Annotated in this window: 14 protein-coding genes; 3 read left to right on the forward strand and 11 right to left on the reverse strand. The window is 45.6% G+C overall.

Annotated features, from left to right (window positions below; genetic code table 11):
• Window positions 1–10 precede the first annotated feature (10 nt).
• The 3 genes from CEQ32_RS00910 (at window position 11) to rfbC (ending at window position 2935) form a co-directional block, all read left to right on the forward strand.
• Window positions 11–1372, forward strand: coding sequence for a sensor histidine kinase (locus tag CEQ32_RS00910; protein WP_088585345.1), 1362 nt, complete (start codon window positions 11–13; stop codon window positions 1370–1372).
• Window positions 1373–1515: 143 nt separating this feature from the next.
• Window positions 1516–2406 (forward strand): glucose-1-phosphate thymidylyltransferase RfbA, encoded by an 891-nt coding sequence (gene rfbA / locus CEQ32_RS00915; protein ID WP_055646646.1) that lies wholly within the window; start codon window positions 1516–1518, stop codon window positions 2404–2406.
• Window positions 2393–2935, forward strand: coding sequence for a dTDP-4-dehydrorhamnose 3,5-epimerase (gene rfbC / locus CEQ32_RS00920; protein ID WP_037428279.1), 543 nt, complete (start codon window positions 2393–2395; stop codon window positions 2933–2935). Before rfbA ends, rfbC begins: the two co-directional genes overlap by 14 nt.
• 19 nt (window positions 2936–2954) lie before the next feature.
• Here rfbC and CEQ32_RS00925 read toward each other — a convergent pair whose 3' ends face one another.
• From CEQ32_RS00925 to CEQ32_RS00975, 11 genes are all read right to left on the reverse strand, one after another.
• Window positions 2955–5333, reverse strand: a complete 2379-nt coding sequence (locus CEQ32_RS00925; RefSeq protein ID WP_088585346.1) for a YjbH domain-containing protein — start codon at window positions 5331–5333, stop codon at window positions 2955–2957.
• Complete coding sequence (locus tag CEQ32_RS00930; protein WP_055646644.1) at window positions 5333–6118, reverse strand: capsule biosynthesis GfcC family protein; 786 nt, start codon at window positions 6116–6118, stop codon at window positions 5333–5335. The genes CEQ32_RS00925 and CEQ32_RS00930 overlap by 1 nt, the downstream gene beginning before the upstream one ends.
• A 10-nt stretch (window positions 6119–6128) precedes the next feature.
• The gene (locus CEQ32_RS00935; protein WP_088585347.1) at window positions 6129–6839 is read right to left on the reverse strand and encodes a YjbF family lipoprotein; all 711 of its coding nucleotides are present in this window, start codon (window positions 6837–6839) and stop codon (window positions 6129–6131) included.
• A 149-nt stretch (window positions 6840–6988) separates the two neighbouring features.
• Complete coding sequence (locus tag CEQ32_RS00940) at window positions 6989–7228, reverse strand: hypothetical protein (RefSeq protein WP_088585348.1); 240 nt, start codon at window positions 7226–7228, stop codon at window positions 6989–6991.
• A 268-nt stretch (window positions 7229–7496) separates the two neighbouring features.
• On the reverse strand, window positions 7497–8621 hold the full coding sequence (locus CEQ32_RS00945) for a patatin-like phospholipase family protein (RefSeq protein WP_037428284.1): 1125 nt from the start codon (window positions 8619–8621) through the stop codon (window positions 7497–7499).
• A 265-nt stretch (window positions 8622–8886) separates the two neighbouring features.
• Window positions 8887–10599: a proline--tRNA ligase gene (locus tag CEQ32_RS00950; RefSeq protein WP_088585349.1), complete on the reverse strand. Its 1713-nt coding sequence runs from the start codon at window positions 10597–10599 to the stop codon at window positions 8887–8889.
• Window positions 10600–10797: 198 nt separating this feature from the next.
• Window positions 10798–11427 carry an acyltransferase gene (locus CEQ32_RS00955; RefSeq protein ID WP_011716467.1) on the reverse strand — a complete coding sequence of 210 codons (630 nt, stop codon included), beginning with the start codon at window positions 11425–11427 and terminating at the stop codon, window positions 10798–10800.
• Window positions 11428–12162: a tRNA (N6-threonylcarbamoyladenosine(37)-N6)-methyltransferase TrmO gene (tsaA, locus tag CEQ32_RS00960; RefSeq protein WP_069455286.1), complete on the reverse strand. Its 735-nt coding sequence runs from the start codon at window positions 12160–12162 to the stop codon at window positions 11428–11430. It lies immediately after the preceding gene.
• Window positions 12163–12257: 95 nt separating this feature from the next.
• Window positions 12258–12638, reverse strand: a complete 381-nt coding sequence (gene rcsF / locus CEQ32_RS00965; protein ID WP_037420516.1) for an Rcs stress response system protein RcsF — start codon at window positions 12636–12638, stop codon at window positions 12258–12260.
• 77 nt (window positions 12639–12715) lie between these two features.
• Window positions 12716–14005: an amidohydrolase gene (locus CEQ32_RS00970; RefSeq protein ID WP_088585350.1), complete on the reverse strand. Its 1290-nt coding sequence runs from the start codon at window positions 14003–14005 to the stop codon at window positions 12716–12718.
• The gene (locus CEQ32_RS00975; RefSeq protein ID WP_088585351.1) at window positions 14005–17079 is read right to left on the reverse strand and encodes an amidohydrolase family protein; all 3075 of its coding nucleotides are present in this window, start codon (window positions 17077–17079) and stop codon (window positions 14005–14007) included. The genes CEQ32_RS00970 and CEQ32_RS00975 overlap by 1 nt, the downstream gene beginning before the upstream one ends.
• Window positions 17080–17260 lie beyond the last annotated feature (181 nt).

A 17260-nucleotide genomic window follows, 5' to 3' on the forward strand; every position in this document is an offset into this window, starting at 1 on the left:
CTCCATCATTATGACGCGGATGTTAGATAGGATTTTATTTGACGTGAGTCGCTCCTCAATTATTGATGGTGGCGATTTAGCTGAGGCATCGCAACTCATTGTTGCTTCAGTGTGCCAAGGCTTAAACATCAGCCGTGCCAGTATTTGGTTATGGACTGAAGATCATCAAAGTATGCACTGCTTTTACCTGCTCGATAAAATGCAAAGACAAGAAGCTTTTGTCTTAACGCGTGCTGATTATCCTTATTATTTCAGTTTATTAGATAATGAAAGAGCGATAGTGGCTAATCAGGCTCAAACCGATAGAGCAACCCATGAGTTTGTAAAGGTTTACTTAGTGCCTAATGGTATTACCTCCATATTAGATAGCCCTATCCGTCATCGCGGTAAGATGGTGGGCATTATTTGCTCTGAACATCAAGGTGAGCCAAGAGAATGGACCCGCGATGAAAAAGCCTTTGCTTCCGCCTTGGCCGATTTATTTGGTCGGGCAATGAGTGCAAAGGAAATTTTAGATTATCAGCAGCAATTAAAAGTCATTAATGCGGATTTGGAAGCGCAAGTTGAATTAAGAACTCAAGAATTGGAAACCGCATTGGCGGATTTACGTTCGACACAACATCATTTGATTGAAAATGAGAAAATGGCGGCTTTAGGGAGTTTAGTGGCAGGGGTTGCCCATGAGGTCAATACGCCTTTGGGGATTGCTGTTACTTCCGTAACTCATTGTTTAGATGAGGTCGCATTGCTAAAAAGTACATTTGAGCAAAATGAACTCGACGAAGATAAGTTTTTAAACTTTATCAATACGATGCAAGATGGTTTGGGACTGATAGAGCGAAATTTGGCGCGAGCAGCGGAGTTAGTCCACAACTTTAAGCGGACCGCGGCGGATCAGTCGGTACTTGAACGTGAGCGATTTAATTTAAAGGCTTATCTTTTCCAGATTTTTAGCTCATTAAGGCCATTAATGCGTAAGAAGAATATCACCTTAACCGTTGACCTTGATGACCAAATTTTCATCGAGTCTTACCCTGGGGCAATAGCGCAAATTTTTACCAATCTAGTTGCCAATAGCTTTCGGCATGGGTTTCCTGACAATTTTGCTGGTGATAAACAAATTACTATCCGAGTTGAACAGCAAGGCTCGAACGTTTGCATGAGTTATCAAGATAATGGTGTCGGCATGACTGATGAGGTCAAGATGAAAGCCTTTGAGCCTTTTTTTACCACCGCTCGTAAAGATGGCGGCACAGGCTTAGGAATGTCAATTATCTACAATTTGGTTACCCAAAAGCTCCATGGCAGTATTATTCTGACCTCTTCGCCTAACCAAGGCGTAAAAGTCGACATACAACTTCCTGAGAAATAAAGCGGAATCTAGAACCTATAAGCCTAGAAGTCGCATAGCAACGTTCTGCCTTTTCTCGTAAGCCATTGGCCGCGCTGCGCTTAGCTTGTATTTATATGCTACTATCTGTGCCTTAATTCAATCCACTAATCCTCGATATATCAATGAGAAAAGGCATTCTATTGGCGGGTGGTACAGGCTCTCGCCTTTATCCGATGACGCAGGTTGTGTGTAAGCAATTATTGCCTATCTACGATAAGCCAATGATCTATTACCCATTGGTGACTCTGATGCAGACGGGCATTAGAGACATTTTGATTATTTGTACTCCTAATGATTTGCCACTTTTTAAGGCATTACTGGGTAATGGTCAGCGTTGGGGGATCCAGCTTGAATATGCTGTACAGCCTTCACCAAGGGGATTAGCTGAGGCCCTTATAATCGCTGAACCCTTTCTTGCTGGCCACTCCTGTGCGTTAATTCTTGGCGATAACTTATTTTATGGCCAGCAACTTAACACAAACTTACAAAAGGCGACCCAGTTAGCCGTTGGCGCCACCGTATTTGGCTATCATGTGGCGAATCCTAATGCTTATGGCGTCGTTGAGTTTGATGCTAATGGTAAAGCCATTTCCATTGAAGAGAAACCGCGCGCAGCACGGTCTTCCTATGCCATTCCCGGTTTATATTTCTTTGATCATAGAGCCAGTCAACTGGCTAAAACGGTTGCTCCCTCTGCGCGAGGTGAGCTAGAAATTGTGGATGTGATCAATCAGTATCTGCTGCTTGGGGAGTTGCAGGTTGAAATCATGGGGCGGGGGACCGCTTGGCTAGATACAGGCACGCCCGATGCGATGGCTGAAGCGACCCAATTTATTGCCGCTATTGAGAAACGACAGGGCTTGAAAGTGAATTGCCCGGAGGAAGTGGCATTCCATTGTGGCTGGATTAATGCCTCGCAGCTAGCTGCCTTAGCTCAACCTTTACTTAAAAGTGGCTACGGTGAGTATCTTTTAGGCTTATTACATAAACAGGTGTTTAATGAAGTGCGTTGAAACCGAGCTGGCTGAAGTACTAGTCTTTGAACCTAAGGTATTTGGCGATGAGCGTGGCTTTTTTATGGAAACCTTTCGGCAAGCGTATTTTACTGAGTGCTTGCTGAGTCGCGGATTTGAAGCGCCAGCGTTAGTGCAAGATAACTATAGTCGCTCGCAGCAGCATGTATTGCGTGGATTGCATTACCAGCAACAATATCCGCAGGGCAAATTAGTCCGAGTGTGTGCTGGCAGTATTTTTGATGTTGCCGTCGATATTCGGCCACAATCCGCGACCTATGGCAAATGGGTTGGCAGGATTCTTTCTGCGGATAATCATTTGCAAATGTGGATCCCCCCAGGGTTTGCCCACGGGTTTTATGTGTTAAGTGAGTATGCAGATGTGTTGTATCGTTGCAGCGATTATTATGCGCCGGATGATGAATATGTACTTGCTTGGAATAGTGCCGAGTTTACGATTGAGTGGCCACTGTTAAATAACACACCCATTCTTTCCGCAAGAGATGCCAATGCCGCCGTTAGCGTCTAAACGCTAACGGCGGTTTCAATTATTTTACAGGCTTATTTTCAGTGCTGGGGCGAGTGAACCAAGGATCTCTTGCATCCATTACGTCATAAAGGCTGTACTTGCGCCCTAATGTTTGGCCACCATCGCGAGTAAGAGGCATCCAACTGATTGTCGCCCGACTATGGGTTGATTTAATGGTCATTAAATCAAATGGTACTGACACGTAGAAGCCTTTAGTAAAGCTACCCTCACCATATTCTTCTGCCGACAGGTTGGTTTTAGTCGCAAAGGCGCCCACAATCACACCACTATCGAATTGTTTCGAGAAATCTATGGTCACACCTTTATCTTCGGCTAGATATTGGCCTGCACTTATCCTGAGCAAGGTATTGGGGAACCAATCGGGTTGGTAATAGACTGAAGCATGCCCAGTTACACTGCCCGTTTGTACTCGATAGAAGCGGTTAATGAGCGGGTCAAATTGATTTTCTTCCGCAAAGAAGCCGAGCATGCTATCGGGGTCGCGTTGCTTAACGTAATTCACATCAACACCAAAAGCCCATTGGCTGTTTAGAGGACGGTAAAGAACCTCGCCACCCACGCCGCCATACATCATTTCTAAATAGCCACCATAGGCTTGGTAAGAAATATTATCGGTTAAATTATCCATCCAAGTCAGTTGCAGGTTATTCACTCTAACCGGATTATCATGAATATACTGGCGAACGAGGGTGCGAACCCGTTTTAAGTCAGTACCATCGGGCGGTACATCGTATAAAAATTTATCAAAGTTATCGTAAAGGTTAAGATAAAGTGAGCTTGAAAATTCAAAGTTATCGGTAAAGCGGTAACTTGCACTACCCGTCATGCCAATACTAAACATATAAAACCCTTCTGAACTGCCAAAGGATTGGGACATGGTGGGGGAAACATCAAAGCTAAACTTATCTAGCCAATCCTTATCAGTAGTATTGACCAGTTGTCCCTGTGGCAAGCTTGGAACTTTTATAACACTTGCGTCAGTTACTTTGGCATTGAGATAGCCATAATTTGCGATTTGGGCAAATTTGGGGGCATCGATACGGGTTTCTGTTATCGGTTGGCTATAACGAGTTTCTATTAATCGGTACTCTTTAATACGAGTTACATCTGTATTGTTGGCAAGAATGGTGGCCGCTCGTTGATGTGCTTCATTTCTATCGCGGAATTTGGTTTGTTCACCGACGACAGTAATGCTGTCATTATCCAGATAAATTTTGGCGTTTGCGTAACCTGCGATGGTTTGTAAGTCTTGAGCGACCTTGTTCCAATCCACTTGGCTTTCCGCCATCGTCTGATTAGGCGTGTTTACTGGTTCTAGATTGACTACTTCAGCACTTTGCACTTTCGAATCGTGAGTCACGGAAGTATTAGCACCCACAGTCGCTTGTTCGACTGTTGGTGTGTTTATCGGTGCGGAGGATTCTGTTTGGGTAAGGGTTAATGGTGCAGCCGGAAGCGGCTTATATTTAGCGGCAGCAGGATCGGTTTTAATCTGCGATAAGGTATTAAAATTAGTTTGTAGACTAAAGCCAAGCGTCCAAGTATTACCGCGCTCATAACTTAAATGCAGATCGCCCCAATCGCCAAACCGATAGAGTAGTCCATAGTTAAATTTACTGTCCTGAGGCATTGGAATGCTGCCACGTACGACGGGGAAATCCGATTGATAGTCGTTACCGTCGTACTCCACTTTTAAGCGAAGAGGCTCCCATGGGGTTTGATATTCAACGCCGCCAAAAAGGGCTGCACAACCTTTAAACCAACGTTGATAATCTACGGTTCCACCTTTACCACCATAGGAGGTATCTCTATCGCAGTTGTAATTAAGATCTTTTTTATCTGAGGTGAGATTACCGCTATTGCCAATATAGCCCCAGCCAATGCCGAGGGTAAAATCCAATGGGCCGACTCGTTTCGTTGCGGCGATAAACTCACCATCAAATAAGCCAGTGCCGCCAAAGTCTCGCACCCCAATAGAGGTTTCGGGCAACCAATTACTTTCTTCCAGTAAGCGAACCTTAAAATCGATGCCTTTATCTGTGTATTTAGTATTACCGCTAAAGCTTGGGTCGTTACTGTAAAGTAGGTCTTGTACTAGGGTGTAGCGAATGGTGGTTTCAAACCACGGAAATAGCGCTACTGAAGCACTAAAGTGCTGATAATCATCGTTATAAGTGGTTTTAAAGTTAAATTCACCTTCAGGCGCCATACGGCCTGTAGGCATTTGCATTAAACCAACGCCACCAAAATCTGATTGTGAAGGCAATAGTGTCGGATAAGAAAATTCATCGGCGCTAACATGTAACAAAGGTAGCAGTGCTAATGACAGCGCAGATAAACGCCCGAACGTATGCAAAGTGGGAGTCGACTTTTTCATTACAGAGCCCGATTCTTGAGTAATTCAATAATGTTGTTATTTAATTTTGCATGGTCAGCAAACAGCTCTGAAAACTCAACAAAGAGAATCGCACCTGGGGCGATATCCTGAGCTTGATAATTCCAATAGGCGATAGGCTGTTTTATTGCATTACCATCGGGTTGAATAATCCATACAAAGCTATTTTCGGCGTTATTGAGTAAACCCGCATGCTTTAGGTAATCTTTACTGCTGGCCCGCGATTGCCATGCTTGTTCACCGATTTGCGCGACCGCGCCAACGACAGTGACCGTAGTTGGGCGAGGGGGTAATACGAGTAAAAAATCACCATCGATAAGTGGATTATAAGCATCGGTGATACGGATTAAATCGAGATCTAATGGTTGATTAATCCGTTGACCAAGTTTGATGTTGCGTAAAAACTGAGCAAGCTTGCTCAGTTTTGCAATGTAGTTACCATTATCGATTTGCTCACCCATCGTAGCCAATTGCTGCAATACTTGCTGACGAGTGGTCTCTAATGCTGCAGTATTTTTTATATCTAAAAGTGCCGCACCTAGCCAATAAATTGCCACAGCCTCATTTTTTGTTGGCTGATTATAAAGAGGAAGCTGGGTTAACCCATCCTGAACTGCTTGTCCAACTCGAATGGCTGAGGGATAGGTAATGTGTAGCTGCGGCGTGTTAGACGCAGTGGTACTGACAGCAAGTTGGGTATTGGCTTCTACAGCGGGTAAAAACAGTGAACCTACTAGCAGTGCCAACGGGGTGATATAAGATCTCATTATGGCTCCACTAAGCAGCAAAAGGCTTCAGTAAGGTGATATCAATAAACGGCAGATTGGGCGCAATTTTCTGATGGCTTTTAATAACGTTGCCTGTTTGTGGATCTAGCCAAAACTCATTTTGATATTGGATATTGAGTGCATCCACAGAGACGTTTTCACTAAAATGCAAAGCTTGTGTGGGAGCGCCATTGATTAGAATATTTTCGTCACCAATCAATTTAAATTCTGATGTTGCTTTGTAGCCATAATGATAACCAGGTTGCCAATCGAGGGTTCGAGTCCAGGTTTTGGGGGTATTGCTTAAATGCAATCCTAATAACAGTGGATCTGGCTCATTACTTTCAACAGCACTTAAGTTACCTGCAAGCAGATTATGGGTTTTGACTAAACGGCCGTTAACCGTAATCAACATGCCTTTATCTGCAGATAACCACTTAAGTTCGAGTGCTTCGGGCGAGTTTTTTACTGAAGATAGGCTGATTTTAGGCTCTGCAAAGGCTAAAACCACAAATGCCTGAGCCGTATCTTCAAGTTTCACATAGATGCTGGCATACGGATTTGATGATACTTGCTCAGGGGAGAGAACCACATCGTCACTCCCCAAAAAGGCTAGTTTTGCGGTATCGTTTAATGCGCTAATTCGTTGACTGCAGCCCGATAGCCCTACGATAACTGCCGAAATGGCAATAATGGGGAAAATTCTTTTATATATACGCATCCGAGTTGCTTATTCTCAATAATAGTAGGTAACCAATGTAAATATATGATGTCGTGATTTCAAGCTTTCACTATTTTGCTTTAGGCGTCTAAATGCCCCAAAAAAAACAACCGCCAAAAGGCGGTTATTTACACACACTAACCAATCAATTAGTTAGAGTTAGTGGTGGTATTTGTATTTGTGGTGGTGATTGGGTTGCCATCTGAGCCATTTGCTGCAACTAAAACACCAGTTACAACTGCACCAGCTGCAATACCACCAGCAACGATAGTACCAGTAGCGCCACCGGCAGTTGTGCCACCAGTAGCTGTACCAGTGTTATTTGCATTAGCCGCAACTGAACCTAACATTGAAATAGCAGCAATAAGTGCTAATGAAGTTTTTTTCATCGTGATTCCCTTTTAGAAAAAATTAACCTAATTTTTAGCTAATCTAGTACAGCATGATAGGTGATTCAACTTAAATGATCAATGTTAAATCTATTCTGTCATTCAGACTTTAGACTGATTTACTGCTTAGCTGCTACTGAATAATCCTTAATTTTTAATGAGTTTCGCATATCTTGGTTAAGGAATTATGTCATCGCTTAATTTATAACACGGCAAGATGCGGGCTTCAATTCGATTTTACTCAGCCTTTTTATTGTGAGTCATCGCATTAGGCTAAATTGAAAAATGCTTTCAATTCGTCAAGGTGCGCCATACCGTCTTGATAGCCTAAATCGATCAATGCGCTGGTATAGGATTTTTCAAACAAGAGATAAGACACAATACTGGAGTCAGACTGCCTATCGATACCAAAAAATCCCAGTAAGGTTTTAATTGCCCAGGGCATATCGTCATAGAAGCGGGCGGCGATTTTACTTAAATCTTCGCTGGGTTTTATCACTAAGGTTTTTATGGGGTGTAATGCTAGTTGCGCACGGCTTTCTTCTGGAATAAGGGAAAGCGTATGATTTATGCGCTCTAGGCGTTCTAAATCGCTATTTAAGGTATCAGAAAAGATAGTATCCAACAGATGACCCGCGATGGTCGCAGTCTTCGGATGATATTCTAGCTCCATCGGAAAATGCTTATGGGGACTGTCTAGGTTTATCACCAATAGCTTATTAGCCCCCAAATGGATTGGACTTGAAAGCGGCGCCAGCTGGTGGACTGAGCCGTCACCATAATAAGCTTGATTAAGTTTAATTGACGGGAACACCATGGGAATGGCTGAGCTTGCTAACAAGTGCTCGGTATTTAACATGCGCCGCTCACCGCTGCGTCTGGCGCGGGTCCAGTTTTCAATATCCCGTGCCGCTTGAAAAAACGTCACCGAACGCGAGTTGTTATAGCAGGAGGTATCGACACTCAGAGCGGTTAAAGCGCCGTTGCGGATATTGCGATCAATTCTTTTAAAATCGATAAGTTCATTCAATAAGTGCCGTAAAGGTTCATTATCGAGCAGGCTGCCAGCATCTGTATTGACCTTATCGTCCTGTAAGCCTTTTAGCGCCATTTTTGAGAGGTGCTTTAACACGCCAGGAAGAGTGGCTCTGTACACTTTTCTAGTTTCAAAATGACGCCATACCCATTCGAGTTTTTTGACACCTAAATGAAAACATGAGGCATGGGTGGCGATTGAAGTACCATTAATGGCACCAGCGGAAGTGCCACATATGATTTTGAAGGGAATGCCATGGTTGCGAGGATAAAGCTGGACCAGTGCTTTTAACACTCCCACTTGATAGGCGGCACGAGCGCCACCGCCACCGAGAACTAATGCTGTTGATGTTGGCAATCTTAATACTCAACGACTTGTTATTATGATTTTATTAAAGCAATGCCTTGTCTAAAAAAGCAAGTCTGAGCAGTTATCTTAATGACATTTCTTTATTTTTTGATGATAAAAGGCAAAGGCAAGCACTTGAGAGCTTGTTTGCCATCAACAGACTGGAAATAAAAAACGCACTTAAGTTAAGCCTAAGTGCGTTGCTGTATTGAGAGGTTAATGGTAAGCCATTAACTCACACTGGCGAATGTATATTCAGCGCAAAAGACTGTGCTTAAGCTTGCAGATTCTTTAAGAAATCGACGATTTGGTCGAATGGTACATCTTGCTTCTCACCAGTGCGGCGGTTTTTGTATTCAAATACACCCGCGTCGATATTGCGATCACCAATCACCACAGTGTGAGGAATACCAATGAGCTCCATATCGGCGAACATCACGCCTGGACGCTCTTTACGGTCATCCAACAGGACATCGATACCCGCAGCACTTAAGTCTTTGTATAACTGCTCGGCGATATCGGTGACGCGGTGCGACTTGTGCATATTCATTGGCAGAATGCCAACGCTAAATGGTGCAATCGCTTCTGGCCATACAATGCCACGGTCATCAAAGTTTTGCTCAATCGCAGCTGCCACGATACGGCTCACGCCAACACCGTAACAACCCATCAGCAGCACCTGTGATTTACCGTTCTCATCGAGAACAGTCGCATTCATCGATTTAGAATAGTTAGTGCCGAGTTGGAAGATATGACCCACTTCGATACCACGAGCCATGGCATAGGTACCTAAACCATCCGGTGTTGGCTCGCCTTCAACCACGTTACGGATATCGGCCGCTTGTGCCAGTGGTAGATCGCGCTCCCAGTTGATGCCAAAGTAGTGTTTATCATCCACGTTTGCGCCGGCAGCAAAATCGCTCATCACGCTAACACTGTGGTCGATGATGATAGGCATATTCAGGCCGACAGGGCCTAATGAGCCTGGACCTGCGCCAATGGCGTCACGGATCAGGGCTTCTGGGGCAAATTCTAATGGTGATGCCACTAAATCTAATTTATCTGCCTTGATTTCATTTAGCTCGTGGTCACCACGTACAATCAGCGCAACCAGTGGTGCAGCGTCGGTCGCACCTTTAACGATTAAGGTTTTCACTGTTTTAGTGATATCTAAACCGAATTGCTCAACTAACTCAGCAATGGTTTTCGCATTGGGGGTATCGACTAAACGTAATGCTTCAGTCGCCGCGCCACGCGCTTCGGTGGGCATTGGTGATTCGGCTTTCTCGATGTTAGCGGCATAGTCGCTACCCGTAGAGTAGGCGATTAAGTCTTCACCGCTTTGCGCTAATACGTGGAACTCGTGTGACATGCTGCCACCGATAGAACCCGTGTCCGCTAAAACTGGGCGGAAGGCTAAGCCCATGCGCGACAGAATGTTGCTATAGGCTTGATACATTGCCTCATAGGTTTCATTCATGGTATCCACATCAAGATGGAAAGAATAAGCATCTTTCATCAGGAACTCGCGAGAACGCATCACGCCAAAGCGTGGGCGAACTTCGTCGCGGAATTTAGTTTGAATTTGATAAAGATTCAGCGGTAATTGTTTGTAAGAGCTGACTTCTTTGCGGATTAAGTCGGTGATCACTTCTTCGTGGGTTGGTCCCAGAACGAAGTCACGGCTATGACGGTCTTTAAAACGCAGTAGTTCAGGACCAAACTTGTCCCAGCGACCTGTTTCTACCCATAAATCAGCCGGTTGCACCATAGGCATAAGGATTTCAATCGCGCCCGCTTTGTTCATCTCTTCACGAACAATCGCTTCGACTTTACGTAATACACGCAGGCCCGTGGGCAAGTAGCTGTATAGGCCTGAAGCGTTACGGCGGATCATACCCGCACGTAGCATTAATTGATGGCTGATGACTTCTGCATTCGCAGGTGTTTCTTTTTGAGTAGAAAGTAGGTATTTGCTAACGCGCATTACCGATGTCCAAATTTGAGTTGAATGGGCGCCATTTTATCACCTGCTTTGATGATGTCACCTATGGATTTAGGTTAAATTCAACTAGCTGGGAGACAAATAGCATTTTTGATGCTGGATAACGGATAAAGCAAAGATAAGCACTACGCCGTTAGGGGGCGACTTCGTCATTGCTCATATCTAGATTCTCGTCGCTGCTTACTTATTTCGCCGATCGCCAATCACCCGTGCAGGATTACCGGCGACGATAGCCCATGCGGGGACATCTTTAGTGACAATACAGCCCATGCCAATCACCGCATGGTCGCCAATGGTGACACCATCAACTATCCCGGCCTGTGCGCCAATCCACACATCTTTACCTATCACGACGCCTTTAGAGTGGGAGGCTTGTTGATAAATGGGCGTATCGGGCGCCATGCCATGATTAAAGGCGTAGATTGTCACATGGTTAGCAATGCGAGTTTGGGAGCCAATTTGAATCCCCACTCGACCGCCATCGAAGGAGCAGCCATGATTGATGGCGACTTCATTACCAAGGGTGATAGGGCCATGTAAAAAACATTCGGCGGCAATCATGCAGTGATTACCTATCTTGATATCGCGATTGGGCTCGGCAAATAACTGTGCCTCGGGGGCGATAAAACAGTTATCACCAATGGTGACGGTTTCGAGGGCGCAAAGGTTGGTTTGAATTTCATCCTGCCAAGGTTTAGCCCAGACTAAGTGTTTTTCTTTGAGTGAAAAATACAGCCAGGGCATCCAAGACAGACGCTTTTTGTGTTGGCTCTGATAATCAGGCAATGCGGTTGTGTTTAGCGTCTGCATTTAGCCACATTTCCCCGGTTTGAGTTCGAGCACTTGAATATATTCCCGATCATCCTCATCAACCGCCATCCGCCAAAAGATATCTAAATCATACAAAGCCACTTGATATAACTTGGGATCATCCTTGGCTTTTTTATAGGCAGGGCGAGGATCTTGTCCGAGTACGCCGCGGATAAGTTCGGCCAAATCAGTATAAGCGTCCTGTTTGCTGTAGGTGTTAATCTGCGTTGCCGCGAGCTCGGAAAGCACCACGCTAATCAGCTTAGGCGCTTCTTGAGCGATACCGCCGACGGCGCCTTCAATCGAATCTGAGAAGGGAATATAGGGCTTTATATCGATAATCGGCGTGCCATCGACAAGATCCATACCTGAAATCTCCAGGCATACTTTGCCTTTACGTTGCACCACTCGGTGGAGTTTTACCACGGATTGGCCAATGCCGTTTGGGCGGAAAGTCGAGCGGGTTGCGAAAACACCGAGTTTTTCATTACCGCCTAAACGCGGTGGGCGAACTGTGGTTTTCCAGCCTTGGGCGAGATTTTCATGGAAACAAAACAGCAACCAAAGGTGCGAATATTGCTCGATGCCACGCACAGCGTCGAGATGATTGATATGGCCTTCCAGCTCAACATAACCGCGTGCTTCCACCAAACCAGGTTGCCTTGGAATGCCAAATTTTTGTTTGTAGGGGGTACGGCAGGTGGCCACAGCGGTAATTTGGTTGGTAAATGTCATGCAAAAAACACCTAAAGGAAGGAGCAACAACCCAAACTCAGATGGCTTAGGTTGTAAAGTACAACAAGAATGGCGTGCAGTATACACGCGATGAACTAGTCGGCGGTGGCCATTTTAATCGCTTGACCGACACATAACGCGCGGCTGATACAGCCTTGCGCAGCTTCTTCCATCATCACGCATTGTTTGATGATGATACCGTTAGCACCTTTATCAGCCGCAGCGCGGCGGGCTTCGGTTCTGGCTTCGCTTAAGGATGCTGGCACGCCATTTACATCCGCTTGGCAAGATTCTCCTTGCACTAAGCCTTTCAATTCGTAGTGGCCTTTAGGCAAACTATCACCTTCAAATAGCGTAACATCGCCTGCCTTGAAGTAGTCACTAATCGCTTCACCGTCTAAATTGCTATTAAAACTGTAGTCGCTGGCACAGGCGCTAAGCAGGAGCACTAATGCACTTGAGAGGATGATTTTCATGGTTTGACCTGAGATTAAGGGTAAAGAAGCGCAGTCCCATGGACTGCGCGGTGCTGTGCGATTTATCTCAGTAAATTCTATCGCTTAAGATACTTTTGATAAAGCTGCTGGTGGCGATTATTCAGATCTATTTGTCTTCCTTCAATCCAGATCGCATCAATTTTGTTACTCATGGGGTCGAGGATATCTCCGTCACTCAGCACAACGCTGCCCTGATAGCCTACTTCGATAGCGCCTAAATCGTTAATCCCTAACAGCTTTGCAGCATCTAACGTGACAGATTTCAACGCTTGCTCTGCCGTAACGCCATAAGCCGCGCTGTAACCTGCGGCATAGGGTAGGTTACGACTGTTCCAATCCGATGAAAAGCCAAGCGCATAGGGAATGCCTGCGCTCGCAAGTAACGACGGGATTTTAAACGGTAAATCTACCGGTTCATCTGTACGTTTAGGTAGGCTTAGGGTGTGCGGGTAAATCACACTGGCATTCACTTCCCTTAAACTTGAAGCTAATCGCCACGCGTCATAACCGCCGACAATGACCAATTTAAATTGATATTTTTTAGTCAGTGCAATTACTTGCTCGATTTGGTTAACACTGTCTGCGTGGGCAAATAGCGTTGCTTTACCTTGATACAGTGGCAACATGGCCTGCCAACGCAGATTAGGCTTGTGGTCGGCATCCGGTGTATTTTGGCTCAAAAAGTAGCGGTAACCGTCCTCAAAGGCGTTGATTAGCTTATCAATAGCCTGCTGATTTTTTTCAATCGCTTTGGCTTTTCCTTTTTCATCCTCTGGCATGCGTTTTATCTGTGGCCAGTAAACATGAAATTGGCCTTCACTGGGGTGCAATGCATCTTCAATGGTCCACGCATCGAGATCGACGACCACCGATTGGCCCGCGAGTCCGTCACCACTAGGGACGATTTGTGCGTGAGTGATGCCATTATAGCGAATGGTTGGCAGTAGCTCTGAGTCTGGGTTATAGGCACTCGCTGCGCTGATTTGCGGATTAAAGTCACCCACTTCAGCGTTATCTACGGTTGGACGCACCATCTCGATTTCCACTAAGCCAAGACTGGTATCCAGTGCAATAAGGCCGGGATATAAGTGTTTGCCCGTGGCATCGATAACCTGTGCTTTACCATCAGCCCCGTTGACGTGTAACTGTGGTCCTAGCGCGCTGATTTTACCGTTTTCAATCAAGACATCGGTATTGGTTAAAACCCCTTGGCTGACCGTATGCACAGTGGCGTTTTTAATCAACACACCGTGAGTTTGTTTAGGCGTAGGGATGAGATTATGTGCCTGCACGGACAAGGTGATGGCCAGTGTCGACAGCAGCAAGGTCGTGGGTAAGTGCTTCATTATTTTGCTCCCTGATGATGTTGGCCCCAAGCCTGATAATGGATATCGCAGTGCCATTGTGGCTCGTTAAGCGGTGTAACTTTTTCACCCGCCTTAGCGTTATCATCACTACTGAGAATTTTTTGGATAAGAGCGGCACGCTCAGCCACTACTTGCTGCTGGGCAAGCTGGTCTTGGTCGCGATCGAAGTAGCGTTTGCCTTCAACCCAAGCCTGGGTCACTTTGGCATAAATCGACAGCGGCTCGGCGTTCCAAAGCACAATATCGGCCATTTTGCCTGGGGTGAGTGAGCCAACATACTCATCGACTCTGAGCTGTTTCGCTGGGTTGATGGTCACCATATTCCAGGCATCTTCCTTTGACATACCGCAATACATCATTGACTTAGCTGCTTCTTGGTTGAGTCTGCGCTGCATTTCGTAGTCATCGGAATTGATACTCGTCAGCACACCTTGTTTTTGCATTAGGCACGCGTTTTGCGGGATCGCATCATAGACTTCGAACTTATAGGCCCACCAATCGGCAAAGGTCGAGGCGCCCGCACCATGGGCAGCCAGTTCACTGGCAACCTTGTAACCTTCAAGCACATGGGTAAAGGTTTGCACTTTAAAGTGGTAGGCTTCGGCTAAGCGCAGGAACATTAAGATTTCCGACTGTACATAAGAGTGAATATGCACATCGCGCTGTTGCTTAAGCACTTCGGCCACCGCCTGCAGGCGATAACTTGGGCGCGGTGCGAGGGTTTTCTTCTTCTCACTGCTGCGTAAATCATCATAATCCTTCAGTGCATTCTCATAGGCGAGTGCTGCATCGAAGGTTTCTTCAAATAAGGCTTTTACCCCCATGCGCGTCTGCGGGAAGCGCTGCACAAACTTTTCGCCCCAGTTACTCTGTTTAACGTTTTCGCCAAGGGCGAATTTGATACTGGCAGGGGCATTGGCAAACTTTAGCTGTTCTGCGCTTTCTCCCCACTTCATTTTTATTAACTGGGATTGGCCACCAATAGGATTAGCGCTGCCATGGAGTAATTGTGCGCTGGTCACACCGCCCGCGAGTGCGCGATAGATGGAGACATCTTCAGGATTAATCACATCGCCAATCCGCACTTCAGAGGTGACTGCGTCGGTGCCTTCGTTGGTGCCGCCGTTGATGGCAATATGGGAATGCTCATCGACAATACCCGCTGTTAAGTGCTTGCCCGTTGCATCGAGGACTTGATATCCAGAAGGCGTGTTGAGTTGCTGGCCGATTTTTTCAATCTTGCCATTGGCCATTAGCAGATCCGCATGTTCCAAGATACCTTGTTTATCTGAGGTCCACAGGGTGGCATTTTTAATATGGAGTTTCTCGGCTTTGGGCGCCTCACTTAAACCATAGGCGACGTTAGGGTAGGTCAGTTGACTGACTAAGGTTTGCGATGCATCGGCTTTAGGCGTGCTTACTTGCTCCGTCTTTGGCAGAGGCGTAAGGGCAATACCAGCAACATTAATGCTACGACTTTGGGCGTCTACCATCCGGCCTTGAATGCCGTCTTTGGCAAACCAGAGGGTAAAACGGCTGATCCCATGAATGCCTGCATCAGTTAAATTGGCGTTAAAGCTGACGCGGCCGTCGTCTTCAAGCTTGAGGTTGGAGAGTGGAATACTCTTCTCGCCACTGCTCAGATTTCCTTGCAAAGTGGTTTTGCCTGCTTTGTCTGCTTCTTCAAGGTTCAAATCTAAAGTTAAATTATTCAACGTCAGCTGATAGTCACCCAACATCTTGGCTTGTGAAAGTGAGCGGATGGCTTGTTCTTGTCCCTGTAGCCAGACACTGTAAATTTGTCCGTCTTTAAAAATATTGCCCTTAGTAATGACAAAGTCCGCCATATAGCCCGGAGCAAGTTTTCCGGTCAAGTCAGCGGTTCCTGCCATTTCAGCAGCTTGAGTGGTGAGGGCCGCGAGGGCTTTATCTTCGCTGAGTCCTTGCGCAATCGCTTGACGAAGGCGTGGCCAAAACGCCTCGGTCTTAATGCCAAATTGGGTAAACGCAAAGGGGATACCTGCATTTGCTACTGCGGCAGGGTTTGTGGGCGCGCGCTCCCATTGCCTGAGTTCTGCAAGGGAGACTTCGCGATCGGCATCATCGGTACCCACATCGGGTGCTTGTGGGTAATTAAGAGGAAGAATTAAAGGATAATTCAGAGCCTTTAATTCGTTGATCCGAGCATACTCTTGGCCACTTGCGAGTAAGTTGGCGGGCTGCTTATGTTCTTTGAGTAGGTTAGCTGCACGCAATAAATCGTTCAGATTTTTTGTTTCAAATACGATTGGTTTCTCGGCTAAGTTATCTAAACGTTCGAAGGCAATATTAAATTCAATTTGAGGTGTAGCTGAACTATTAACCGATTTGTGCTTATTTTGGTTATACCAGTTAGCATCAGCAAAGGTTTGCCTGATAAGCGCGATGCTACCCATGAGGGAATTGGGATAGTCTTGTTCTGACGTACCTTTATCGAAGGCCATAAAAGGTTGGCTGTGCGCCCTATAAATTACCTCGTTGGCAGTTTTGTCCGCGAGTGAAAGACTGACACCCGTGCCTCGGAAAATACCATCGAGTTTACTACTTTGTACACTGGTAAAGCCGTTATTGATCCAATCTCGTGCGCGTTCTTTATTGGGGTAAATGTAATTAAACCATTCTTTTTCAGCGTGAATTGCACCATTTTCAGCATTCCCGCCAATACGCTTAATATCATATACCGGACGAGTGAGCTGCAATTTGGGATATTCAAACTCGATAGCATAATCGGTAAAAGGATCGATAAAACCGGGATAAATAGTATAACCACTGAGATCGACTTTTAGTGCTGCCGCGGGGATATCACCTTGGTCAATAATGGCTTTGATCCGATTGTTTTCAACTAATAATGTGGCATTTGAGAGTCGTTTCCCCGGTGCAAGAATTAATTCTGCATTGGTCAATGCAGTTAACTTATTGACGGGTGGGATGGGATTGGCCTCGGCAAAAATGGGTTGAGATACAAAACTACTTATTATGCCGCAGCTTATTATTATCTTATTGTTTATCTGCATTTTTTATTCACTTAGACGGAGGGTGAATAAAGAGTAACCTAAAGTAGATGTAAATACTAAAGATGAATTGTAACGCAATTTAAGCATTTACTTGAATGACAATGGGCGGGGTGGGATAGGCATAAAAAAGCTCGCAGGGCGCGAGCTTTTTTATGTTACTCAATGATAATAGCGAATGGCT

The organism is Shewanella sp. FDAARGOS_354 (assembly GCF_002209245.2).
GTDB classification, from domain to species: Bacteria; Pseudomonadota; Gammaproteobacteria; order Enterobacterales; family Shewanellaceae; genus Shewanella; species Shewanella xiamenensis.